Below are 23491 nucleotides of genomic sequence, written 5' to 3' on the forward strand. Positions count from 1 at the left end.
TTCGCGCTGGAAATGGAAGATTTCCAAGTCCCGTCACCATGGAAAAGTTAACTGACGGCACCTCTGATTCCCTTATTTTATTGGGTCCACGAAGTCTCATTTAACCACTTCTACCGTTTTCGGACCCTGAAAACGCGTTTTTCCCGAAGCGACGGACTTTGGTATGGGTCAACGAAATCGAAAATCGCCGTCACGCCTTCGAAATCTGACGGTCAATACAGCTGGGATTCTGACCACGGACGATCCGATCGGGACGCGTGCCACGTCGTGAGCATCATTGGCGACTGACGTTGCTCAGCTTGACTACGGTGGATTGCTCCTTGAAAGGAAGGCCTGTTGCGTCCGAGATCGTCGAGCGACAAAGCGCAGAAGGGATCGCTTTTGTTGTCCAGCCCGTCTGCGACTTTTGCAGGCGCTCTGGGGCGGTCCAGGGCAGCACCTACATAGTTGACGCTAGGTGAATGGCCGACAAAGATGCGGATGCACCTCAGCGGTCGCCACAGCGAGTCTGGCATCATCTTGGGCTTTCGCGCAGTTGCACCTCAGTCACTGCACACGTGTTCTACGCGAGAAGAACCAGGTGGAGGGCATGAGCGGCCGCGGTTCATCTTTTCCGTCATGGTCCGTTTCGTAACCCTCCCGCATCAAAGTATTGTCGATCACAAGAGAAACTCGACCAGCCGATGGAGCTGTGCGTCATTATCGCAACAGCTGTGTTGCGAATTTGTTCGCATCGTCGTAAGCTCAATTTGCAAGAGGTCCAGTGAGACCGGATCGCAGTGTTCTAGAGCGAAGAATCAAGCACGAAGCATAAAGCCAACTGAGGCTGAGTTTGCGGAATGTCCGCATAGAAAGCTTCGCGCACTTTCCTCTCCCCCTGGATGCTTCCATGACCACGATTTGCAGCGGCGCTTTCGGCGCTGATCCCGATGCCATCCTGGCGTCTTCTCTCCGCGATCTTTCGATCGCCTCTCCCCCCATGTCCAACGACCTGGACGGCATCGGCCATGGATCTTATGGTGAAAATCTGCGACCGCGTATTGTCGCGGGCGCGGATGTTGATCAGCATGGCTTCCTTGAGGAAACCAAGGTGATTGCGGAGGGATGTAGCGACCCCTGTCAGTATGCAGATGACACGTCCCTACAGACACCCGTCGACCAGCATACTGACCACCTCCCCAGTGTCCTTCACCACCCACATTATGAGGAAGACGACGGAGTTCCCAGATCTTCTGACTGTTCATCCCTACAGCAGGAAAGCTCAAGAGCCGCCGTCTACAGGATCGCAGCTACAAAGCTATCCATTGTGCGCCAACCGCGACGAGTGGCAGCTCAACTGGATCGAACAGCCCTCAAAAAGACCTGGTCTGGCACAAAGAGCAAAGGCAGGAAGGACAAGATGCACCCGCGCGACAAACTGGTTGCAGCGATCTGGAGCACAGCAGCCGTAAGAGGCATGGCTGTTACGCTGAACCTCGGTATTCGGCGTGAATCAATGCTTGTGGACCACGATGATCCTCGTCTTCGTATGAGGCAGAACCTCCATCATCATCTGGCGGCGGCCGGCTTCAGGAACTTGCCCTATGCCTTCGTCTTCGAAGTGACGCCCGAGCGTGATGGCAGCCGTCTGCATCTGCATGGTGTCATACACACGTCCGGTTTCTCCAGTGATGATCTGACGCGGCTTCGCAATGCTTTGCGAAAGGCTGCTTCACCAGCGTCTGGTGCACTCGGAGGTCAACGTCAGCTCGATATGGTGCCGCTCTACAATGCTGCTGGATGGTCCGATTACCTTTTGAAAGATGCCAGTCGAACGGCGGACTATCTGGGGATCGACCATCCGTTCATGCTCAGCGATCCGATGAAGCGGGTGGCAAAGGTCTACTTTAATGATCTGCAGGCTGAGGTTCGCCGTCGGGGAGGTTCGATCAAAGTGTCGACCGAAACGGCTTCACCGGTCACGTCGAATGCCATGATCGGCACTCGCGAGGGATTCACTGTTCGCTCTGGATCTGATATAAGCAAGCTATCCGGTGAGAGGGATAACAAGCGGGCCGGTGATGTGCGTATCCGTGCGCGTCATCGGCCTGCTTCGTCGCGGAAACGTCCGTTAATCAGACTTTCCCGGCTGTCAGTCTCTCGCCAATCTCATCCTCGCAGAGCTGTCCAATCACCATTGTACGTGCACACGACACGTCTGACGGGCTGATCATATCTTTGGCTATAAGGTTGGCCCCAAAGACTCGCATACAGTCGATTTGAAGGGGGTCCAGACGTTTTTGTCGTGGTGAGGCTGGCCACGCCACAACGGCCCTCAGTGAGTCGCTTCGGCGGGCTTAGACTGATGCTGTTCGTGGGAACTTGTGGAAAGGCAGCGTTCTGGGATCGATCGATGACTCGATAACTGGCTCACCTATTTGCTGCTGCGATGAACGCTCGACAGCATCAGGGACCACGCTAGCCTCCTCTTGAGAGCAGCTAGCCCAGCTAAGGCAGCAAGCAAAAGAAAAGCGCTTGCAGGGAGTGAAACAGGCGAAGGTTCGTCTTCCATCAGCACACTTTTGATCCATGTGCCCACCAGATGCTGAAAAAGCGAGCTACGTTCTGCGATCCAGACGTTACGCAAGAGCCTCAAACGATCTCCAAACCCTTCCGCCCGACGACGATACACCATTGGTGCACGTATTCAGCCGTATGTGCTGGCCTCTGTTTCGTTTGGCAGGCGACCGTCCGGTGTAAAGCGGTCTACGACCTTTGGAAGGGCTGCATTCAGTCGAAGGAGGAGTTCGTAGCGAGAAAGGCCGGTCTTCTGGCTCAGCTCGTCCAGTGTCTCTTGACCGATGGCCGACTCAAGTTCACTTACATCCATGGGCCTATTCGGCTGCGACGAGACCCATGTCTCTGCAGTGTCTGCCCGTCCGGTTTCTTTGAAGCGGTTGACCAGGTCACTGAGCCCAGCCGACAGAGTGCTGCCTGCCGAACCCGCACTGAAGAGGCCGCTGACTTCACTGAGAAAACCACCACTGCGTTCAGTGTCCGCACGGCCGGCTGTATCGGACGAAGAACCTAGGCGAGCATCGGACAACATATCACTTATCCGACCGCGGTTTTGATATCCTGCAACTGCCACGAGGCCGAGCAAGGCGAGGAGAGAAGGCGACGATCGAGACATGAAAAGCTCCTAGGTTACTAAATGAGTGAAATTAGGCGCGACGGCTCATGAAGCCCCAGATCGCTAGGACGATGATCGCGCCGACAGCAGCACCGATGAGACCTGCGCCTTCACCTTGTGAATACCAACCGAGGGATTGCCCAAGAAAGGTTGCCACGAAAGCTCCGACGATCCCCAAGATCGTTGTCAGGATGAACCCAGAGGGCTCTTTGTCACCCGGCATCACGAACTTTGCGATCACACCTGCCAGAAACCCGATGATGATAGTCCAAATAATGCCCATGGCGGATGATCCTTCAGTTGATTGCCTTGCAAGTAACAACCCTCTTCCAACTATCGAGTTCCTAGCCGCATGTCATCCCTGACTGAGCCGGCTGGTCCTACTGCTCAATCGCTTATCACTTATCGCGCGGTTCGAGCGTCCTGTGTCAAGATACCTGTGAAGGGTAGTGCGGATAGTTCCTAGAAATCGGCAGCCGTTTGCCCCTCATGGTAGTGACACCTTGACGGACGTGACCTTTCAAACCAGACCTGACAGGCGCTCCTTTGACGCGCAGACTCACGGAGAGTCGATTTGAAAGGGGTCTGGTAGATTTCGCTTGTGGGAGGACCGGCCGCGCCACAGCGACGCTCAGTGGCTCGCTCTGGCTGTCTCTGCTGGCGCAGAGAAATGGGGAACGGCGTCGTTCTGGGGTCGATGGACCGACTGCTCAGGACGTCGCTATCATGGCCAGCAGGGCCGGGCGGCGTTCGGGTCTATCTGGTTCAGCCTGAACAATGTGATCAGGCCGGTTTGAGGGCCCGATCTCTCCGATCCGTGGCGGTTGGGGCCGGCAAGATTTCGGCTATGATCAGCGCAAGCCAAGCCCTGAGGTGGGCCAGGATCTTGCGAATGTTGTGGCCGCAGGCGCAGAGCACGGCGAAGACGGCGTCGCCGATGATGCCTTTCAACGGGCATCGCGACAGGCGGCCGTCGGTTTTCATGTGGCCGATCTCGGCTTCGATGGCGCTTCGTCGGCGGAGGTCTGCGACGAGTTTTGGCGTCAGCCCGCGCCTCGTGCCGCTGATCAGGACGCGGGTTTTGTCTTCTCCATGGCCGCGGTAGCCGCGGTCGACGACTGCCAGATCGGGGCGTTGGTCGGTCAGGATCGTGACCTGTTCGAGCGCCTCTCTCAGGATGTGACCGTCGTATGGGTTGCCCGCAAAACTGCGCATCCCGACTACGAAGCCCTCGTCCAACGTGGTGGTCACGCTGACCTTGCAGCCAAACTCGTAGCGCACCCGGGCCTTGCCTTTCGAGATGCAGTCGACCTCCGGCTCGTGCAGGGCGTAGATCTTGTCCGCCCCCTTGGGTGCTTGGTGCAAGAGTTGCGACACCAAGGCGAGCTTTGCAATGATCCGGTCCCGCAGGCTGCCTTCGGGGATGTCTTGCAGGTGGCGGCGGAGGTCGCGCATGACCCGGCCGGTATAGCCCTTCAGCTTTTTCAATGCCTTGCGCATGCGCTTGAACTGCCTGGCATGGGCGTAGCGGCCCACTTGCAGCGCCAGCCACGGGGCAAGGCGGGCGTAGGATTGGCGCAGCTCCACCCCGGCCTCCTGCGCCAGGACGGCCATCTGTTCACGCGCCCGCTCATAAAGCCGGGAGTCCGTGGGGTGGGCGATGGCCTTTTCCATCACTGTCGTGTCCACTGCCACGCGCTTGAAGCTGTCCTCGTCGATGGCCCCGGCCTTCTGGCCAGCCCGGATGGTCTGGGCCAGCAGCCACTCGACGCCTTCCTCGCCAATGCGACCACGCCAACGGGTCAGTGAGGAGGGGTCGACGGGCAAGCGATGCTGGAAGAAGGTCTCGCCGGTGAGGTGCTGGTAATACGGGTTCTCGACCCAGCGCGCGACCACCGCCTCGTCCGACAACCGATAGGCGTGCTGCAGATACAGTAGCCCCGCCACCAGCCGCGGTTCTGTCGCGGGCCGACCCTTTTGCGACGGAAAGAACCCCGCCCACTCTCGCTCGAACACCTCCCAGTCCATCAGCGCCGAAAGCTTCACCAACTCATGTCGCGGATCGATCATGTCGACCAGACGCGGGCGCAGCAGATCGTCTTGTTCCTGGGGGCGCGGGCGGTGCTTCATGGCCAGAACCGAAATTGCAGGGTTTCGCCGCAGATCATACAAAACCCTGCAAGCCATGGCGAGAAAAACCGCGCCGTTTCAACGCAAAATCAATGGCATGGGGGTTGTTCAGCGCGAACTTGGTAGCCTGAGGCGTCACGGATATGGGGAGGGGTGTCGAAGGGCTGAACTGCTTGCGACATGCATGGAGATGCGAAGTCCTAGAAGAATGATGCGTCAGCGATGGGGTTGGCTCGGGTGGTGGCAGACTGGGGATGCCAGACCCTCCATCCCTAGAAGGCATACCGCGAAAAGGGCGCTGCGGCTCATCCACGACGTTACAGAGGCCTTTCTCTACCCACCTAGTCGGTATGCCTGACCGACCTGATCGACGCCGCGCCGGATGTTGCGGTGTCGTTCTACCTTCCGATGCAGACGCGCGGCCATGACCGCGCAGAATATGATCATCATGAAAAATCTTCTGGCTCAGGCCGCAGATGCGCTTGCTGAGCGGAACTTTGCAGACCGATAGATCGCTGCCATCCTGGCACCAGCGACCGCCCTCGTCGACAATTATGACTTCTGGCAGCATCAGGATCCGGGGCTAAGCGGCGTCTCGATCACTCGGTGACTGCATCGATAAACATTCGCGTCTCGCCGATCAGGCTTTGCCTGCTTCCGTGATAAGACCCCGCGGTAGTCGAGGTGTTCTTAGCGAGACTGTTCTGTGATGTCGTAATTTCCCTTCTCGTCACCGATATAACAAGTCCTGTTCAGAAATTCAATAATTTATAGGTAAAACTCACCATAGCTCTACTTAACCACGGAGTAGTTACTAGCGTTCTTCAAGAAAGACTTTGTATCTCCAAAATAATAGTCACTTACTCCAGCTGGCTTTGATCCACTTATCTGGTACTGATCCACCAAAGCAATCCCGATTACATCGCCATCTACATTAGAAATATATCCCAAGAATATCCCAGTATGCTGCCATTCTCCTTTCACTGTCTTCCCTTCTGAGTAATAGAGCTCAGTCGTAGGATCAAAAGTGGCGAGTGGCGTTCCTACCGGTATATCTGGATAAAGCCCTGAAGCATTTGGCGATAACTCTGCGCCTTTACGCCAAGTTGCAGTGTTTTTGACGCCGGACAATGCCCTTGTTAAAGCTACGCACTCCTTTATCAAATCCTGTGGGTACTGCGCGGGTGCTATGTACCCCTTATATTCCCCACTTTCAAATGCTAACGTCAAATACTTTTGCGCTAGACCAGATGTTTGGGACGTACGGATCTTCCGATCTGGGTTCAATAGAACGGCCGCTTTGTAAGCTTGCGCTGAAGATTTTTTTTCTAAGGCAGTATCATCAACGACACGGCACTGTGCAGCTCCACGCTGGCAGCTTTGACCTGGTAACTGCTTCACACCTGCGAAAGCTGCCTTCCAGTCGATGGTCCTGCTCAGCCCTTGCTGGATACGGCCATGCTCATCTAGTGCGGCCCGCGTTGCAACACTAGCGTCAGCGTAAACAGGAGCAACCTGGCACAGGTATCCACACGCTATAGCGACAATGATCGTGATCTTCATTTTGAATTCCACCAACTCTAAAGCCCGTAAGACTTTATCAAAGAAAAGGCTTCGACTTTGACACCATTTGCCACCGCTGGCTTGACGGATTGATCGACACGAGAAAATCCAGTTTTGGCCTGCGATCTCTTGATAAGGTATGAAATATATCCATCAAAGTGTCCTTGACACTCAGGGCTACTGTGCGCCCGCTCTAGAGCTGCATCGACGCCTGACCCGTTCTTGATCTCGCGCGCATTCTTTTCAACGCAGGTAACATAAGTGAGGTATAATACCTCTCCCGTCGAGCCCACATTTCCAGAGGAGGCTTGCTCACTGACACACCCCGCAGTCAATGCCAAGATCAGGACGCTTAATGTTGAAAGCCTGACAAATGCGGGGCGCGCACCGGGAAGGTTGGGTTTACGAATAACACTCTGCAACGAGTCCCTGGATAGCGTCACTCTTCGGTTCCTCACTAGTGCCACTGCGCAGAAAAGGTATGGCCGTTCATAGTAGCGGTCAATAGTGTTCAAGTGCCTTGCCCGACAACGTAGGTGCTGGAAGCTTCATTCGGGAGTTTACGAGCGAAGCTATGGCTTTCTCAGCGACATGCGGGCGCTCTTCTGAACACAGATACCCGAGGACGCGATGGCCTCCGCCCACAAGGTGATGAATGCCGCACTCCGTGACGACCTGCAGGGCCTGCTCCAGGCGATGAACCCGATCCGGTTCGAAAGGCTGATCCTCGATCTGCTGGCCGCGATGGGCTATGGGGGCGGCGATCTCAGCAACGGTCGCATGACACGCGCCACGGGCGATGGCGGGATCGACGGGGTAATCGACGAAGACGCTCTGGGGCTCGATGCCATCTACATCCAGGCAAAGCGTTACGACCCCAGTTACAAGGTCGGCCGACCGGACCTGCAGCGCTTCGGCGGCTCTCTGACAGGCGAGGGCGCGACGAAGGGGGTCTTCGTCACCACGTCGAATTTTTTCACGCGACGCGACCAGCTATATCGAACGAGTCCAGCACCGCATCCGCCTGATCAACGGCCAGCGCCTCGCCGGCCTGATGATCCAGTATGGCGTCGGCGTCCGTGCGCGCAGCACCTACACCATCAACACGGTGGACGAGGACTATTTCTCTGAGGTTTGAAGGATGACGACCATGTCGATGCGCTCAGACGACGTCCCGCCAACGAAGTCAGTCCGTGTGCAGGTGGTAGACCTTCTTGAGGGCCTGCGGCATCTGGACCCGATGTCACGACCTGTGGGGCAGCGCAGAGAGCGCGCGACTGACTGCGCCACCTTCAGCTCGATGGGTGAAGATCTGAAGATAGACTTGCCTGGTGGCAGCGTCCTCATCCCCGGGGCACAGGGGGCAATTGACGAGGTGACCGTGCTGGCCAGCGCTGTGGAGGGCATGAAACGAGGCATAGCTAGCCTCGTCCATGATAACCCGGTGGTGGTGCTGTCCTTGGACGATTGCCACCTCGTCCTAGCCTGCCAAAGAGTCCGAGCACGCTACAAAGCGCAGTGAACTCATGCTGGCCTTCGGGCGCGGCGGATAACATGACCGCGGCGTCACGTTCGAGAAACTGAGGAATTCGAACATGACCCCATCACAGACCGGGTATCGGCAGCTCGAACTTCACCTTGTTGAGGGCATCAGCCATCATCGTGATGGGCGTCGCGTGGATGTAAACCGACGCGATGTCCTGCGGAGCGTGACCCGAGATCATCTTCGACACTTCGCGCGGGACACCCGCCCGCGCCAGCTCCGTCGCGAGGGTGTGGCGGAAGCTGTAGAAGACCTTCTGCTTGCTTTTGAGGCTGATGTTCACCAGGAACGTGTTGTTGAACCAGTCATTCACCTTGTCGGGTCGTTTGGCCCACTGCGGGAACAGCAGCGTTTCGCCGGCAGTTCGCAGACGTTCTACGTGATCTAGAAACCCAAGGCGAACCAGGTCGTCATGGATCGGGACAAGGCGCTTGCTCCGCTGGTTTTTCGAGGCATCAGCCAGGTAGAACACCGGGATGGTCTGCTCTGCGTAGATGTTCGCCAGCTGCATCCGTGCCATCTCGGACGAGTTTCGGACACCCGTATAGAGCATTACCAGGAGCGCCCACTGGTTCAGACCGTAGGCCTTGGGATCTGCGAAGATCGGGGACCCGAAGATCTTCTTGAGCTCATTCTTGCTGAACGGCAGATAAGACGGCTCGCGATGAACCTTGCTGCCAGTATCCACGCGAACCTCCCTCGCAGGGTTTGTGTCAGCGTGGTCGTTGTTCGATGCCCATTGCAGGATGCTGGACAGGTGCGACAACCACTTCATGTTGATCGTCTTCGGTGCCAGCGTCGGGATGGGCTCGGCCAGTTTGGCGTTCGCCTTGATCGCCTGGGGCAGGGTGAGGCCGGGGAAGCGCATGGTGTATCGGTTGGGCGTCTTCAAGAGCGCCTGTTTATAGTCGATCACGTTCTTCTTCGAAATGGAGCCGACAGCGACATCGGCGCCCATGAACTCGTTGAACATGCGCACCGCGTTTCGATGCTCTTCCATCGTCTTCGGAGCCAGTGTGCTGCCTCCGGCCGTGCGCTCGTCGTGGAAGGCTGCCAGCGCCTCTGTGAGGGTCAGGCCACCGGACCTGCCGCCAACGGTCTGCACGAGGCCGGACTCGGGGTCTGGTGCCGTCAGCAACGGATCGCTTGGCCGACCCGAAAAGTCGCCTCGATCGCGTTCGAGGGTGCGCTCCAAGGCCTCGATCTCGGATCGGGTCAGCGCGTCTGCTAAGGCTCGCCATTCCTGCGTATCGCGCTGAAGGTGGCGGTGATTGGCGTCGACATATTGTTTTACAGCAGGTTCGATCCAGCGCGTATCACCGGTTCTGAAGCTGGAACGAAGCGCGGCGAGGCGCTTGGTTCGGCTGTTTTGGTAGAAGTGCCGTGCACCTGCCTTCAATTCAAAATCCGTTGTCGCATTGATGACGGAGACAGATGTGTGCCCGGTGCTACGCTGCTCAGCGGCCAGCCTGTCGAGCGCCCGCTCTTTCTCCGCGTCGATTTCCGCTATAGTGGGCATGGTCGCCCTCACCTGCTCGTCGGTGGCGATTGCGTTTGCATAGTAGCTCTTAGCCGCCATGGACAGGGTGACGGAAGGCGCACTCTTTCGAGCGTCGATCATCAGCCTAGCCTCGTCTATCCTAGCGAAGAAGCGGTTGATGATTCCGTGCGCGAGCCTTTCGCGGGTCTTGGCGTCTGACGGCAGGTCGCTCTCAACTAGCTCTCGTTGGCCTATAATGTCACGTAGCTCCGGCGGAACCGTGATGCGAACGATCCACTTTCCCCTGACTTGCTGGACGTATTTCATGTCCCCTCCGACACCCCGCTTGTAGCAACGCTTGTAGCAAGATTTGTAGAAGATGCCCTTACAAACTAAGGGTCTCTTGCATTTTCAAGGTGCTAGGAGGGGGTAGGGTGAGAGGCTGGACAACGACCCAAGCGGGGCTCGTTACGGCTGCTTCCTTCCGGACCTGACCGGGTTGGCGAGGCGCTCGCCCGCGCCAACCTCTCACCGCGTCAGATAGGGCAGGGGAGCGATGTTTGCAAGCCCCAGATCGCGCCCTGTCAGCTCCAGACGCCGGCCCAGCGGGCCCCATCGGCGAGGCTGCGGGCGACGTGATGGGCAAAGCGTCCCGAGGCCGGGATGATATCGGGCACCTGAACCACGGTCATGCCAGCGGCAAATGCGGCTTCGGCCCCCGGTTCGCTGTCTTCGAACACCAGACAGCGGGCAGGGTCCACGCCCAGCGTGGATGCGGCCAGCAGATAGGGTTCGGGATGCGGCTTTGGCGCGGTCACATCATCGCGGGTTATAACGGCATGAAAGGCCGGTCGCAGCCCGGCCTGGACCAGCCGCACCTCTGCCGGATCGCGGCGCGACGAGGTGACCAGCGCCAGCGCATGACTGTTGCGCAAGCCGTGAACAATCTCGGATGCGCCTGGCTTCAACAGAAGATCAACCGCCTGAGCCGCCAGAAACGCGGTCTGCCAGGTGCTGTTCAGACGGTCCAGATCCAGCCCCGGAAACCGCGACAGGATCATCCCGGCCGATGTCACCTGATCAATTCCGACCAGCGCGTGCAGCAGATCCTCGACATCCGAATGCCCCTGCGCCGCAAAGGCAGCCGCCCCGGTTTGCACGGTCAGACGCTCGCTGTCGACCAGCGTTCCGTCAAGGTCAAAGAACACGGCATCAAACACGGATCATTCCCCTTGGTGCAGGGACAAGCGATCCCGTTCCGGACCGGGGTAGCAGATTGCCACCGGATGAGAAAGCCACGTCGCCGTCTATAGCGACAGTCGCACCCGGAGGAACCCGTCCCGGGTGCGGAACAGCGGGGTCAGCGCCAGATCGGGCTGGTTTGCCAGATGCTGTTCGGCCTGCGGGCTGGTGTCAAACACGACCGAGGTTCCGGGCATTGGCCGGAACCGCCAGCCGGGACGGTCAGGTTCCATGGATGATCCGCCTTGGGCCAACACCCGTCTGATATGGGAAATGACAATGTCCCGGTTGGCGATCTGTTCGTCCAGCACCACACCGGCGCTTTCGCGTCGGGTATAGCCACCGTTGCCCGACCCGCGATAGCTGTTGGTGGCAAGGATGAACTCTTGTGACGGATCAAGCGGCATGCCCTGCCAGCACAGGTCGCAGATCCGCTGACCGCCTTTGTCCATCGGTGGGACAGACAGGTCGATCTCATAGGTCAGACCGCCGATGGTGTCATAGACAAACGAGGGCAGGTCCAACCCGAACAAAGGCTGATCCACACCTCCCAGCAGCACTTGCCGGTAACCGCGCACTGCACATTCCAGCCAGTTCCGCAGACCAGCCCCGGTGATGCGCAACGCCATGATGGTATTGGGATGCAGGTACAGATCGGCGGCGTGGCGCAACAGGATTTCTCCGGGCGGGACATTGGTGTAATTCTCGGGACCGCCCACGCCGCCCGCCCGGAAGGGGGACGTCGCGGACAGCACCGGAAGATGCGCCAAGGGTCCGTTCGCCAGCCGTTCGATCACATAGGCGCTCTGGGCCTGATTGATGATCTGGACCGACGGGCAATCGGTCACCATCGCGAAAAAGCTGTGGATGGCGCGCGCGGTATGGCCAATCGGCTCGCGCGTCCAGGCCCGGGCCGCCTCATGCGCAGGGTGGATCAGGGCCGTCAGGGCTTCATCCGGGGGGACCAGCCCGACAGGCGTGCCATCGGTCGCGCGGGTAGAAATCGGACGTGCTTCAACCCGGTGCCGGGCTACGCGCCAGGATGTGCCGTTGTGCATCAGATCGAGGTCGATCACCCCCAGATGTGAGCCGAAAAATCCCGGCATGACCGCGGGCTTGCCGTGCAGGGTTCCCGCATCCGCGTCTACTCCCGGCACTGCTGCAAAGCCGGGGCCGGGAAAAACCATGTGGACATGCCCCATGACAAGCGCATCCACCCCGTCAAGCCTGGCAAGTTCAAGCGCCTCGTCCTGTGGCCTGTTGCCATTCAGGGCGGCCCCGACCCCGCAATGGGCCAGAACCACAACAACATCGGCCCCGGCTGCCCGCACATCCGGAACGTGGCGGGCGACGGCTTCGATCATCGGGTCCATCCCGACCTGACCCCCGATCGCCTGACGGTCCCAGATGGCGGTATCCATGGGCAGCACGCCGATGACTCCGATCCGCACCAGATGCGACTGTCCGTTCTGGTCATTCAGGTGCCGTTCCAGCAGCGTCCAGGGCCTAATCAGCGGTGAAACCGGGTTGGGCTTAAGGGGCAGGGTGTTCGCAGACAGGACCGGAAAGGGGGCCTGTTCCAACGCCGCCGCCAGCGTTGGAATCCCGTGCGAAAATTCGTGGTTCCCCAGATTGATCGCGTCATATCGCAGATGCGCCATCGCCTGCAGCATGGGGTGGGGCCGCAGGCTTACCTGCGCCACGTAATCTCCCAGAGGGCTGCCCTGCAGAAAATCGCCGTTGTCCAGCAGAACCGGATCTTGCACCTCGCGTCTTGCCTCTGCGATCAGCGAAGCGGTCAGGCACAGTCCCTTGCGCACACAGGTGGCGTCGGCATGATAATCATGCCCAGACAGGTGCATGTGCAGATCACTGGTCGCAATAACCCTCAGGCAAACCTGCGCGTCCGCCGCGCTGGGCCCTTGATCCACAACAGGGATGGCACTCGTGAAACTGATCGTCATTCTGGCGTTATTTTCAACGGTTCTTCAATCAATACCATACCCTAGATCTGGATAACCCAAAGGAAAGTGCTTGGCGTGAGAAAATTTTTCTGACGCCACATCCGCACGGATAAGTTGCATTCTGACACTATCGTGCCGCTCCTGATTTACGCGCCCGGCGCATCATGGCATCACAGGCCGGGGCCCGCAGGGGCAGGACTGGTCGGGGAGGCAGGATGAGATTTGCAGAAACGGTGACTTTTGGCGGATCAGGCCTGAACCGTGCGGCAGAGTTGCGCGGCGATGAACAGGCGCAGGCCGCCTTGCTGGCGCGGGGGCGGGTGCTTCCGGTCTGGCGCGGCAAGCCGCTGGTGCAGGCAGGGGGGCTTGGCTGGGTCACATGCGATTCGATGGTGCTGCACCACGCCGGGGTGCGGGTGTTTCTGGGCTTTGACGACGACCAGCCCTGCTTTGCCGCCGATATCACCGATTGGCAACCCGAAGCCGGAGCCGAAGCGGTGCAGGCAGGATTTCTGGACTCCAGCCAGCAACATCACCCGGCCCTGCCCGACAGCTTTGCCTTTGCGGAACTGCGCGCCACCATGCTGGGCCTGACCGCGCGCGAGGCCGAACTGGCGGCAACGGCCAAGGCAATTCTGCAATGGCATCGCAGCCATGGCTTCTGCGCGGTGTGTGGCGCGGCATCCGCCCCGGCCATGGCGGGCTGGCAGCGCAGTTGCCCTACTTGCGGCGCACAGCATTTCCCGCGCACCGACCCTGTGGTGATCATGCTGGTCACCCATGGCAACCGCGCGTTGCTGGGCCGCAGTCCCGGCTGGCCGGAAGGTATGTATTCCTGTCTGGCTGGATTCGTCGAACCCGGAGAAACGGTCGAGGCCGCCGTCCGGCGTGAGGTATTTGAAGAGGCGGGCATCCGGCTGGGGGCCGTGCGCTATCTGTCCAGCCAGCCCTGGCCTTTTCCCGCCAGCCTGATGCTGGGCTGCGCGGCCGAGGCGGTTAGCGACGCCATCACGCTTGACCCCAATGAAATCGAACACGCCTTATGGGTGACGCGCGAAGACATGGTTTCGGTGATGGCAGGCACCCACCCGCTGATAAAGCCGGCCCGAAAGGGCGCGATTGCCCATTTCCTGATCCATAACTGGCTTGCAGACCGGCTGGATTGACTTCAGATTCACGCGAACGGGCGATGACGGTCCGAAAGGGTGAGGGGAACTTTCCCTGACCCCGACCATCCAGACAGGGACAGCAGGATGCATTTTTCGTCACGAACCGACATCGAGGCTCCGATCGACTTTGTCTACGCTGCCCTGTCCGATTTTGAGGCATGGGAACGCGCTGCCATGCGGCGGGGGGCCGAGGTCCATCGGACAGACAAGTTGCGTGCCGCAGGTGTCGGCATGGGCTGGCATGTGGGCTTCCGCTTTCGCGGAAAAGACCGCGCTGTCGATATCCGGCTGGTCGGGCAGGACCCCGGGGCGAAGCTGGCCTTTACCGGCAGGGGCCGCATGATCGAAGGCGATCTGTCGATCGAACTGGTGTCTTTGTCGCCAAAACGCACCCGCATGGTGCTGCACACCGACGTCCGCCCGCTGACACTGGCGGCGCGGCTGTTCCTGCAGTCGATGAAACTTGCGAAAGGCCGGGTTCAGACCAGACTGAACAATCGGATGGAGCAGCTGTCCACCGAATTGCAAACACGCTTTGCCGCATCGCGGTCGCGCTGAATGCGCGATGGCTGAGCGCAATCAGCCGCGCGCGCGGTCTGAAGGATACACGCCCATGATGGTGATGTTATGGGTGAAATACCGCAGCTCTTCCAGCGCAAGCGCCACGTTGGGGTCTTTTGGATGCCCTTCGATATCGGCATAGAATTCGGTCGCAATGAAACTGCCGCCAACCATGTAGCTTTCCAGCTTGGTCATGTTCACGCCATTGGTCGCAAAGCCGCCAAGCGCCTTGTAAAGGGCCGCAGGAATGTTGCGGACCTGAAAGGTGAAGGTCGTGATCATCTGGGGCGCGCGCCGATTGTGATCGGCATCGCGGCTCATCACCAGAAACCGCGTCGTGTTGTTCTTCTGATCCTCGATATGCGGTGCCAGCACCTCCAGCCCGTAAATCTCGGCCGCAAGTTCGCTGGCCAGGGCGGCGCGGGTCTTGTCCCCGGCTTCAGCCACCTCGCGCGCGGCGCGGGCGTTGTCGGAACTGACACGGCCCACAATGCCATGGCTGCGCAGAAACCGGGCGCATTGCGGCAAGATCACCACATGGCCATGCGCCTCACGCACATCGGCAAGCACGGCACCCGGCACACACAGCAGGTTGACATGCACCCGCACAAAGGCCTCGTCCACGATATGCAGCTCCGATTTCGGCAGCAGGCTGTGCACATCGGCCACCCGGCCATAGGTCGAATTCTCTACGGCCAGCATCCCCAGGTCAACGTCGCCCGACCGTGTTAACTCGACTACATCCTCGAAAGTGGTGCAGGGCACCACCTCCATCCCCGGGCGGGCTTGCTGGCAGGCCTGATGCGAATAGGCACCAAGTTCGCCCTGAAATGCGATCCGACCGGTCATGTTTCGGGCTCCGATAGATAAAGGTGGACAAAAAGGGGCGAATGGTCGCGCACCTACACCTTGAAACATGTATAGGGAAGCGGGTAGAAGCCCTGCAACGAGAATGCCAAGGGAAAGCGCGACATGTTCGACACGATGACGATGACCAAGGTGTTGGGGGCGGTTTGCGGATCGCTTCTGGTGTTTTTGCTGGGCGGCTGGGCGGCAACTGCGCTGTATACCACGGGCGGCGGTCATGGCGAAGGCCATCAACAAGCCTATGCGATTGACACGGGCGCGTCTGACGCCCCGGCCGAAATGGCCGAAGATGCACCGGATTTTGCCACGATATACGCCGCGGCCGATGCTGCAGCGGGTGAATCCGTCTTCGCAAAATGCCGCGCCTGCCACAAGCTGGACGGCGCTGATGGCGTTGGCCCACATCTGAACGGCATCGTTGACAAGGCCAAGGCCGCATCGGCGGGCTATGCCTATTCCGATACGCTGGTCGGCATGGCGTCGGAAGCCTGGACACCGGAAAACCTTGACGCGTTCCTGCTCAGCCCACGCAACTATGCCCCGGGCACCAAGATGGCTTTTGCCGGTCTGCCCCGCCCGGATGAGCGCGCCAATCTGATCGCCTATCTGGCCACCACCAACTGATCCGGTACCGATACCGGGGCTGATGCTTCGGCCCAAAATGCTTGCACCGGCCGTCCCGAAAGGGGCGGCCGTTTCGAATTCTTGCGCTGATCACGCAATCGCCACTTGAGCCATCGACAAACCGCGCTTTACTTCCCCTAATGTTCTAAAGCCGCATCAAAGCGGCCATGACAGACAAGGGGAAGGTCAGATGGCACAGACATATGGCACATTTGCAGCTTTGGCAGGAGCTGTGTTCGCGGCGGCTCCGCTCTGGGCGCAGGATACCATCATCACCGCGCATGGCATTTCCACTTTTGGCGAATTGCAGCTGCCCGCCGATTTCACCCATCTGCCTTACGTCAACCCCGATGCCCCCAAGGGCGGCGAAATCTCGGTCTGGGCCTTTGGCGGCTTCGACAGCATGAACCCCTATTCGATCAAGGGCCGAGCGGCGGGCCTGTCATCTGCCCCCTACGAGGCGATCCTGACCGGCACCGCAGATGAAATCGGTGCATCCTATTGCCTGCTGTGCACCACGCTGGAGTATCCGGAAGACCGGTCCTGGGTGATTTTCAACCTGCGCCCCGAGGTGACGTTCTCGGATGGCACCCCGCTGACAGCCGAAGATGTCATGTTCACCTATCAGACCTTTCTGGCCAAGGGCCTGACCGATTTCCGCACTGTTCTGGCCACACAGGTCGAAAGCGTGGAGGTGCTGGGTCCGCACCGCATCAAATTCACCTTCAAGGCGGATGTGCCGCACCGCGATCTGCCGGCCAGCATGGGTGGCCTGCCGGTGATTTCCAAAGCGCATTACGAGGCGAATGCGCTTGATCTGGAAGAAAGCACGATGACGCCCATGCTGGGCAGCGGGCCCTATGTGCCGGGCCGCATTGATGTGGGCAAATCGGTCACATGGGTGCGCAACCCCGACTATTGGGGCGCGGACCTGCCGCTGAACCAAGGGCGCGGCAATTTCGACACCATCCGCATCGAATACTATTCCGACTACGACGCCGCGTTCGAAGGCTTCAAGGCCGGCAATTACACCTTCCGCAACGAGGCCAGCTCGATCAAATGGGCCACCGGCTTTGATTTCCCCGAAGTGGCGAACGGCCAGATCGTCAAGGCGGAACTGGCCGATGGCAGCAAGGCACCGGGTCAGGCCTTTCTGTTCAATCTGCGGCGGGAAAAGTTCCAGGACCCGCGCGTGCGCGAGGCCATCGGGCTGATGTTCAACTACGAATGGTCCAATGCCACCCTGTTCTACGGTATCTACGCCCGCATCGATTCCATCTGGGAAAACACCTGGCTGGAAGCCATCGGCACCCCCACCCCGGCCGAGGCCACCATCCTGCAGCCGCTGGTCGATGAAGGGCTGTTACCCGCCACCATCCTGACCGACGAGGCTGTGATGGCCCCCACCTCGGGCGAACGTCAGCTGGACCGCCCCAACCTGCGCCGCGCCAGCGCCCTGCTGGACGAGGCGGGCTGGACCGTGGGCAGCGACGGCAGGCGCCGCAACGCCGCCGGACAGGTGCTCTCGGTCGAAATGCTCAACGACAGCCCCAGTTTTGACCGCATCATGAACCCCTATATCGAGAACCTGAAGGCGCTGGGCATAGACGCGCGGCTGACGCGCGTTGACAATGCCCAGATGGAGGCGCGGACCCGCCCGCCATCTTATGACTTCGACATGATCACCGGCAATGCCCGGTCCGACTACATTTCCGGCTCGGAACTCAAGCAGTTCTACGGGTCGGAAACCGCCGATGTCTCGGCCTTCAACATCATGGGCCTGAAAAGCCCCGCTGTTGACCGGCTGATCAATGTGGTCATGGCGTCGCAATCGCTCGACGATCTGACGGTCGCGACACAGGCGCTGGACCGGGTACTGCGGGCCGAACGGTTCTGGGTGCCGCAGTGGTACAAGGATGTCCACACGATCGCCTATTACAACATGTACGAGCACCCCGAAACGCTGCCGCCCTATGCTCTGGGCGAACTGGATTTCTGGTGGTACAACGCAGAAAAGGCAGAGGCGCTTCGGGCAGCCGGCGTCCTGCGATAACAAGAACAACAGGCAGGCAGGCCACATGGGCGCCTATATCCTCCGGCGATTGCTTCTGATCATCCCGACTCTGATCGGGATCATGATCATCAATTTTGGCCTGACCCAGTTTGTGCCGGGTGGGCCGATCGAACAGGTCTTGGCCCGGATTGACGGCGGCGGCGATCCCATTCAGGCGATCAGCGGTGCGGGTGATGCGGGCATCGGGCAACAGGGCAACGACTCTGGGTATGTCGGCGCGCAAGGCCTTGACCCCGGTTTTCTGGCCGAACTGGAGGTGCAGTTCGGCTTTGCCCGCTTTGTCTGCGAACCGGGATTTACCGGCACCCCGTCGGCCCGTGCGCCGGAATGCGAAAAAGAGCTGATCCCGGCGTGGGAGCGGTTCTTTATCATGATGTGGAACTACATCCGCTTCGATTTCGGCGAAAGCCACTTCCGGTCCATCGGCGTGCTGGAATTGGTCTGGGAAAAACTGCCGGTGTCTCTGACGCTTGGCCTGTGGTCCACCCTGATTGCCTATGCCATCTCGATCCCGCTGGGCATCCGCAAGGCGGTGCGCGACGGGTCGCGGTTCGACACATGGACCAGCGGCGTGATCATCGCGGCCTATGCCATCCCCGGTTTTCTCTTCGCCATCCTGCTTCTGGTCCTGTTCGCGGGGGGCAGCTATTTCCGCTGGTTCCCGCTGCGCGGTCTGACGTCGGACAATTTTGACCAGCTGTCGATGATCGGCAAGGTGCTGGATTACCTGTGGCACATCACGCTGCCGGTGCTCGCCTCCACCATCGCCAGCTTTGCCACCCTGACGCTGCTGACCAAGAACAGCTTTCTGGACGAGATCAAGAAGCAATACGTGATGACCGCCCGCGCCAAGGGGCTGTCGGAATCAAGCGTGCTCTATGGCCATGTGTTCCGCAACGCCATGCTGATCGTGATCGCAGGGTTTCCGGCGCTGTTCCTGTCGGTGTTCTTCGGATCGAGCCTGATCATCGAGACGATTTTCAGTCTGGATGGCCTTGGCCAACTTGGCTTCCGCGCGGCGGTGGAACGGGATTATCCGGTGATCTTCGGCACGCTGTTCTTCTTTGGCATGATCGGTCTGGTGGTCGGCATCCTGTCGGACCTGATGTATGTCTGGGTTGACCCCCGCATTGATTTCGAGCGGAGAGGCTGAGCCATGGCCCTGTCCCCGCTGAACCAGCGCCGCTGGCGCAATTTCAAGGCCAACCGCCGGGCATGGTGGTCGCTGATCCTGTTTTCCATCCTCTACGGCATCTCGCTCTGCGCCGAGATGGTTGCCAATGACAAACCGCTTCTGGTGCAGTTTCGCGGTGAATGGCACGCGCCCTTTGCGCGGTTCTACCCCGAAACCGCCTTCGGCGGCGATTTCCAGACCGAGGCGAAATACAAGGATGTCGAGGTCCGCTGCCTGATCCTGGCCGCCGGGTCCGAAGCGTGCTGGGACGACCCCGAAGGCATTCTAGCCGAGGCCACGACGCAAGGCACCGCCGCAGGCGAGCCGGTGGAGCAGGGCCGCATCATCTGGGCCCCGGTGCCCTACAGCTACAACACCATCAACGACATCGGCAAAGCCGCCCCATCGGCACCTGATGCGCAGCACTGGCTGGGCACGGATGATACCGCCCGCGATGTACTGGCGCGGGTGATCTATGGCTTTCGCCTCTCGGTCAGTTTTGCGCTGATCGTCACTGTGCTGACCAGCGTGATCGGCATCGCGGCAGGCGCGGTGCAGGGCTATTTCGGCGGCCTGACCGACCTGATCTTCCAGCGCATCATCGAAATCTGGGGGGCCACCCCCACACTTTACGTCATCATCATCGTGGCCGCGATCTTCACGATGAACTTCTGGATATTGGTGTTCCTGATGGTGCTGTTCGGCTGGACCGGGCTGGTGGGCGTGGTGCGGGCCGAATTCCTGCGGGCGCGCAATTTCGAATATGTCCGTGCCGCTCGCGCACTTGGCGTGCCCGACCGGGTCATCATGTTCCGCCATGTGCTGCCCAATGCGATGGTCGCCACGCTGACCCTGCTGCCGTTCATTCTGACCGGCACCATCGGCGCGCTCACCGCGCTCGATTTTCTGGGCTTCGGCCTGCCGTCCTCATCGCCGTCCTTGGGCGAGATGACACAGCAGGCCAAGCAGAATCTGCAGGCGCCATGGCTGGCCTTCACCGCGTTCTTCACGTTTGCCATCATGCTGTCGCTTCTGGTCTTCATCTTTGAAGGCGTCCGCGATGCCTTTGACCCGCGAAAGACCTTTCAATGAGCGTGCTTGCGGTCAACGACCTGAAGATCAGCTTCCGTCAGGATGGCCGGGTCATCGACGCGGTCAAGGGTGTGACTTTCACCGTCGGCAACGGCGAAACCGTGGCACTGGTGGGCGAATCCGGCTCCGGCAAATCGGTCACTGCGCTGTCGACCGTGGGCCTGTTGGGCGATAATGCGATTGTCAGCGGCTCTGTCACCTATCAGGGCACGCAGATGGTGGGTGCCTCCGAAGGCGATCTGCGCCGCGTGCGCGGCAATGACATCAGTTTCATCTTTCAGGAACCGATGACCAGCCTGAACCCTCTGCACACCATCGAAAAGCAGCTGGGCGAAAGCCTTGCATTGCATCAGGGTCTGGCGGGGCCCGCCGCGCGCGACCGCATTCTGGACCTGATGGAAAAAGTCGGCATCCGCGACGCCGAAAGCCGCCTTGGGGCCTATCCGCACCAGTTGTCGGGCGGACAGCGGCAGCGGGTGATGATCGCCATGGCGCTGGCCAACGGGCCGGACCTGCTGATCGCTGATGAACCGACCACCGCGCTTGATGTGACCATTCAGGCGCAGATCCTTGATCTGCTGGCTGAGTTGAAACGGTCCGAAGGCCTCAGCCTGTTGTTTATCACCCACGACCTTGGCATCGTGCGCCGCATCGCCGACCGCGTCTGTGTGATGCAGGGCGGCGAGATTGTCGAACAAGGCCCGACGGCGGAAATCTTTGCAAACCCGCAGCACCCCTATACCCGCAAATTGCTGGCGGCCGAACCCACCGGCCTGCCGGACCCTTTACCGGCAGATACCCCAGAGGTGGTCAGCACCCAAGGCCTGCGCGTCTGGTTCCCCATCACCGCCGGTTTCCTGCGCAAGACGGTTGGCCATGTGAAGGCCGTGAACGACGCCACCCTGTCGGTCCGCGCCGGGGAAACGCTTGGGATCGTCGGCGAAAGCGGGTCGGGCAAGACCACGCTGGCGCTGGCCATCCTGCGGCTGGTGCCATCAACCGGCCCGATCATGGTGCTGGGCCGTGACATCTCGGCCCTGTCAGGTTCTGCCCTGCGCCCGGTGCGGCGTGACATGCAGGTGGTGTTCCAGGACCCGTTCGGCAGCCTGTCACCGCGCATGACCGCCGAGCAGATCATTTCCGAAGGGCTGGCGCTGCACGGCACCGACACCCCGGCCACATCGCGCGAAAAGGTCGCCGCAATCATGGCCGAGGTGGGGCTGGATCCCGCCACCATGGCCCGCTACCCGCATGAATTTTCCGGGGGCCAGCGCCAGCGCATCGCCATCGCCCGCGCCATGATCCTGCGCCCGAAGCTGGTGGTGTTGGACGAACCCACTTCGGCGCTCGACATGACCGTGCAGGTGCAGATCGTGGCCCTGCTGCGCGATCTGCAGCGCAAATGGGGGCTGGCCTACATCTTTATCAGCCACGACCTGCGCGTTGTGCGGGCGCTGTCGCATAAGGTGATGGTGATGAAAGCGGGCGATGTGGTGGAATTCGGTGATGCCCGGACCGTGTTTGATGCCCCTGCCTCAGACTACACCCGCGCGCTGATGCTGGCCGCTTTTGGCAGGATGCCGGGGGAAGCGTCGCAGGCCGGGGCATGAAGATCCTGTTCCTGCACCAGAATTTTCCGGGGCAGTTTCTGCATCTGGCCCCGGAACTGGCGGCGCGGGGCCATGATGTGCTGGCGCTGACCGATGCGCGAAACACCCGCCGGTCACCGGTTCGCACCCTGCGCTACAAGCACACCCCCGACAGGGTCGATCCAGCGAAAACCCGGCTGGGCCGAAACTACACCGTCATGTCCGACCGGGGCGTCAGCGTCGCCCGTGCCTGCGCGCAACTGCGCGAGACCGAGGGCTATGCGCCCGATGTGATCTTCGGCCACTCCGGCTGGGGCGAGACGTTGTTTCTGAAGGAAATCTGGCCACAGGCAAAGCTGATCGTCTATGCCGAATTCTACTATCGCGGGGTCGGGGCCGATGTGGGTTTCGACCCGGAGTTCCTGCCTTATGGCCTCGACCAGATCCTGATCGCCCAAGGCCGCGCCGCGCATCTGGGGCAGGCGCTGATCCATGCCGATGCCGGGCTTGCGCCAACGGAATGGCAGGCCAGCACCTACCCAGCCCCCCTGCGCAGCATGATCAGGGTAATCCATGACGGCATAGATTGCACCGCCCTGCACCCTGACCCACAGGCCAGCCTTACGCTGCCCGATGGCCGCAGCTTACGCGCGGGGGATGAAGTTCTGACCTTCGTGAGCCGCAATCTGGAACCTTACCGCGGCTATCACAGTTTCATGCGCGCGCTGCCTGCCGTCCTGCGCGCCCGCCCCGAAGCCCATGCCGTGATCGTCGGCGGGGATGAGGTCAGCTATGGCAGCCCGCCAAAGGGGGCCAAAGGCTGGAAAAACCAGATACTGTCCGAAGTGCAGGGCCAGCTGCCGATGGACCGGGTGCATTTCATGGGCAAGGTGCCATATGCCACCTTTGCCACCATCCTGCAGGTCAGCCGGGTGCATGCCTATCTGACGTACCCGTTCGTGCTGTCATGGTCGATGCTGGAGGCGATGGCCGCCGGTTGTCTGGTGGTGGGCTCAGACACCGCGCCGGTGCAGGAGGTGATCACGCATGGCGAAAACGGCCTGCTGGTCGATTTTTTCGACATCTCTGCGTGGTCGCAAACGCTGATCGACACGCTGGCCAATCCCGGGCGTTACGGTGCCTTGCGCCGTGCCGCCCGGGAAACCGCCCAGACGCGATATGACCTGCGCGGCATCTGCCTGCCGCGCATGGTCGAGTTTGTCGAGCGGTTCGCGCCCTGATCCGAC

Annotated in this window: 18 protein-coding genes and 1 other RNA gene; 10 read left to right on the top strand and 9 right to left on the bottom strand. The window is 60.2% G+C overall.

Annotated elements, in window-relative coordinates; translation table 11 throughout:
• Positions 1 to 889: 889 nt before the first annotated feature.
• Positions 890 to 2209, top strand: a complete 1320-nt coding sequence (locus EEB11_RS03975) for a hypothetical protein (protein WP_135429119.1) — start codon at positions 890 to 892, stop codon at positions 2207 to 2209.
• Positions 2210 to 2686: 477 nt separating this feature from the next.
• Here the strand turns inward: EEB11_RS03975 and EEB11_RS03980 are convergent, their stop codons facing one another.
• The 4 genes from EEB11_RS03980 to EEB11_RS03995 form a co-directional block, all read right to left on the bottom strand.
• Entirely contained in the window at positions 2687 to 3172 is a 486-nt protein-coding gene (locus EEB11_RS03980; protein WP_135429120.1) for a YidB family protein, read from the bottom strand.
• A 31-nt stretch (positions 3173 to 3203) separates the two neighbouring features.
• Positions 3204 to 3455, bottom strand: coding sequence for a GlsB/YeaQ/YmgE family stress response membrane protein (locus EEB11_RS03985; RefSeq protein WP_135429121.1), 252 nt, complete (start codon positions 3453 to 3455; stop codon positions 3204 to 3206).
• Between the two features lie 500 nt (positions 3456 to 3955).
• Complete coding sequence (locus tag EEB11_RS03990; protein WP_135429122.1) at positions 3956 to 5302, bottom strand: IS5 family transposase; 1347 nt, start codon at positions 5300 to 5302, stop codon at positions 3956 to 3958.
• Between the two features lie 792 nt (positions 5303 to 6094).
• Positions 6095 to 6865 carry a BPSL0067 family protein gene (locus tag EEB11_RS03995; protein WP_135429123.1) on the bottom strand — a complete coding sequence of 257 codons (771 nt, stop codon included), beginning with the start codon at positions 6863 to 6865 and terminating at the stop codon, positions 6095 to 6097.
• 630 nt (positions 6866 to 7495) lie between these two features.
• Here EEB11_RS03995 and EEB11_RS04000 point away from each other — a divergent pair.
• Positions 7496 to 7996, top strand: a complete 501-nt coding sequence (locus tag EEB11_RS04000; protein WP_210134372.1) for a restriction endonuclease — start codon at positions 7496 to 7498, stop codon at positions 7994 to 7996.
• A 473-nt stretch (positions 7997 to 8469) separates the two neighbouring features.
• On the opposite strand, the gene EEB11_RS04005 is transcribed toward EEB11_RS04000, so the two are convergent.
• From EEB11_RS04005 to EEB11_RS04020, 4 genes are all read right to left on the bottom strand, one after another.
• Positions 8470 to 10215 carry a tyrosine-type recombinase/integrase gene (locus tag EEB11_RS04005; RefSeq protein ID WP_135429124.1) on the bottom strand — a complete coding sequence of 582 codons (1746 nt, stop codon included), beginning with the start codon at positions 10213 to 10215 and terminating at the stop codon, positions 8470 to 8472.
• A gap of 106 nt (positions 10216 to 10321) precedes the next feature.
• Positions 10322 to 10418, bottom strand: an RNA gene (gene ffs, locus EEB11_RS04010) — signal recognition particle sRNA small type.
• Positions 10419 to 10472: 54 nt separating this feature from the next.
• Positions 10473 to 11108 carry an HAD family hydrolase gene (locus EEB11_RS04015; RefSeq protein ID WP_135429125.1) on the bottom strand — a complete coding sequence of 212 codons (636 nt, stop codon included), beginning with the start codon at positions 11106 to 11108 and terminating at the stop codon, positions 10473 to 10475.
• Between the two features lie 87 nt (positions 11109 to 11195).
• On the bottom strand, positions 11196 to 13094 hold the full coding sequence (locus EEB11_RS04020) for a bifunctional 2',3'-cyclic-nucleotide 2'-phosphodiesterase/3'-nucleotidase (protein WP_135429126.1): 1899 nt from the start codon (positions 13092 to 13094) through the stop codon (positions 11196 to 11198).
• Positions 13095 to 13309: 215 nt separating this feature from the next.
• On the opposite strand from EEB11_RS04020, the gene nudC reads away from it, so the two are divergent.
• Together nudC and EEB11_RS04030 are read left to right on the top strand one after the other, a co-directional pair.
• Complete coding sequence (gene nudC, locus EEB11_RS04025; protein ID WP_135429127.1) at positions 13310 to 14260, top strand: NAD(+) diphosphatase; 951 nt, start codon at positions 13310 to 13312, stop codon at positions 14258 to 14260.
• 87 nt (positions 14261 to 14347) lie between these two features.
• Positions 14348 to 14821 carry an SRPBCC family protein gene (locus tag EEB11_RS04030; protein WP_135429128.1) on the top strand — a complete coding sequence of 158 codons (474 nt, stop codon included), beginning with the start codon at positions 14348 to 14350 and terminating at the stop codon, positions 14819 to 14821.
• A gap of 21 nt (positions 14822 to 14842) precedes the next feature.
• Here the strand turns inward: EEB11_RS04030 and EEB11_RS04035 are convergent, their stop codons facing one another.
• Complete coding sequence (locus tag EEB11_RS04035) at positions 14843 to 15673, bottom strand: prephenate dehydratase (protein WP_135429129.1); 831 nt, start codon at positions 15671 to 15673, stop codon at positions 14843 to 14845.
• A 123-nt stretch (positions 15674 to 15796) separates the two neighbouring features.
• On the opposite strand from EEB11_RS04035, the gene EEB11_RS04040 reads away from it, so the two are divergent.
• The 6 genes from EEB11_RS04040 to EEB11_RS04065 all read left to right on the top strand — a co-directional run bounded on the left by EEB11_RS04040 (position 15797) and on the right by EEB11_RS04065 (position 23485).
• Positions 15797 to 16315, top strand: a complete 519-nt coding sequence (locus tag EEB11_RS04040; RefSeq protein WP_135429130.1) for a c-type cytochrome — start codon at positions 15797 to 15799, stop codon at positions 16313 to 16315.
• A gap of 190 nt (positions 16316 to 16505) precedes the next feature.
• The gene (locus tag EEB11_RS04045) at positions 16506 to 18368 is read left to right on the top strand and encodes an extracellular solute-binding protein (RefSeq protein ID WP_135429131.1); all 1863 of its coding nucleotides are present in this window, start codon (positions 16506 to 16508) and stop codon (positions 18366 to 18368) included.
• Between the two features lie 25 nt (positions 18369 to 18393).
• Entirely contained in the window at positions 18394 to 19542 is a 1149-nt protein-coding gene (locus tag EEB11_RS04050; RefSeq protein ID WP_135429132.1) for a microcin C ABC transporter permease YejB, read from the top strand.
• A 3-nt stretch (positions 19543 to 19545) separates the two neighbouring features.
• Positions 19546 to 20655 (top strand): ABC transporter permease, encoded by a 1110-nt coding sequence (locus EEB11_RS04055; RefSeq protein ID WP_135429133.1) that lies wholly within the window; start codon positions 19546 to 19548, stop codon positions 20653 to 20655.
• Positions 20652 to 22265: an ABC transporter ATP-binding protein gene (locus EEB11_RS04060; RefSeq protein WP_135429134.1), complete on the top strand. Its 1614-nt coding sequence runs from the start codon at positions 20652 to 20654 to the stop codon at positions 22263 to 22265. Before EEB11_RS04055 ends, EEB11_RS04060 begins: the two co-directional genes overlap by 4 nt.
• Positions 22262 to 23485, top strand: a complete 1224-nt coding sequence (locus EEB11_RS04065) for a glycosyltransferase family 4 protein (protein ID WP_135429135.1) — start codon at positions 22262 to 22264, stop codon at positions 23483 to 23485. The genes EEB11_RS04060 and EEB11_RS04065 overlap by 4 nt, the downstream gene beginning before the upstream one ends.
• Positions 23486 to 23491 lie beyond the last annotated feature (6 nt).

This window comes from Pseudotabrizicola sediminis (assembly GCF_004745575.1).
Lineage (GTDB): Bacteria > Pseudomonadota > Alphaproteobacteria > Rhodobacterales > Rhodobacteraceae > Pseudotabrizicola > Pseudotabrizicola sediminis.

Coding starts and splice junctions, on each gene's coding strand:
- EEB11_RS04055 (WP_135429133.1), top strand. CDS start 19,546: ATGGCCCTGTCCCCGCTGAACCAGCGCCGCTGGCGCAATTTCAAGGCC.
- EEB11_RS04065 (WP_135429135.1), top strand. CDS start 22,262: ATGAAGATCCTGTTCCTGCACCAGAATTTTCCGGGGCAGTTTCTGCAT.
- EEB11_RS03995 (WP_135429123.1), bottom strand. CDS start 6,865: ATGAAGATCACGATCATTGTCGCTATAGCGTGTGGATACCTGTGCCAG.
- EEB11_RS03985 (WP_135429121.1), bottom strand. CDS start 3,455: ATGGGCATTATTTGGACTATCATCATCGGGTTTCTGGCAGGTGTGATC.
- EEB11_RS03975 (WP_135429119.1), top strand. CDS start 890: ATGACCACGATTTGCAGCGGCGCTTTCGGCGCTGATCCCGATGCCATC.
- EEB11_RS04040 (WP_135429130.1), top strand. CDS start 15,797: ATGTTCGACACGATGACGATGACCAAGGTGTTGGGGGCGGTTTGCGGA.
- nudC (WP_135429127.1), top strand. CDS start 13,310: ATGAGATTTGCAGAAACGGTGACTTTTGGCGGATCAGGCCTGAACCGT.
- EEB11_RS04020 (WP_135429126.1), bottom strand. CDS start 13,094: ATGACGATCAGTTTCACGAGTGCCATCCCTGTTGTGGATCAAGGGCCC.
- EEB11_RS04005 (WP_135429124.1), bottom strand. CDS start 10,215: ATGAAATACGTCCAGCAAGTCAGGGGAAAGTGGATCGTTCGCATCACG.
- EEB11_RS04035 (WP_135429129.1), bottom strand. CDS start 15,673: ATGACCGGTCGGATCGCATTTCAGGGCGAACTTGGTGCCTATTCGCAT.
- EEB11_RS03980 (WP_135429120.1), bottom strand. CDS start 3,172: ATGTCTCGATCGTCGCCTTCTCTCCTCGCCTTGCTCGGCCTCGTGGCA.
- EEB11_RS04030 (WP_135429128.1), top strand. CDS start 14,348: ATGCATTTTTCGTCACGAACCGACATCGAGGCTCCGATCGACTTTGTC.
- EEB11_RS04060 (WP_135429134.1), top strand. CDS start 20,652: ATGAGCGTGCTTGCGGTCAACGACCTGAAGATCAGCTTCCGTCAGGAT.
- EEB11_RS04050 (WP_135429132.1), top strand. CDS start 18,394: ATGGGCGCCTATATCCTCCGGCGATTGCTTCTGATCATCCCGACTCTG.
- EEB11_RS04000 (WP_210134372.1), top strand. CDS start 7,496: ATGGCCTCCGCCCACAAGGTGATGAATGCCGCACTCCGTGACGACCTG.
- EEB11_RS04045 (WP_135429131.1), top strand. CDS start 16,506: ATGGCACAGACATATGGCACATTTGCAGCTTTGGCAGGAGCTGTGTTC.
- EEB11_RS03990 (WP_135429122.1), bottom strand. CDS start 5,302: ATGAAGCACCGCCCGCGCCCCCAGGAACAAGACGATCTGCTGCGCCCG.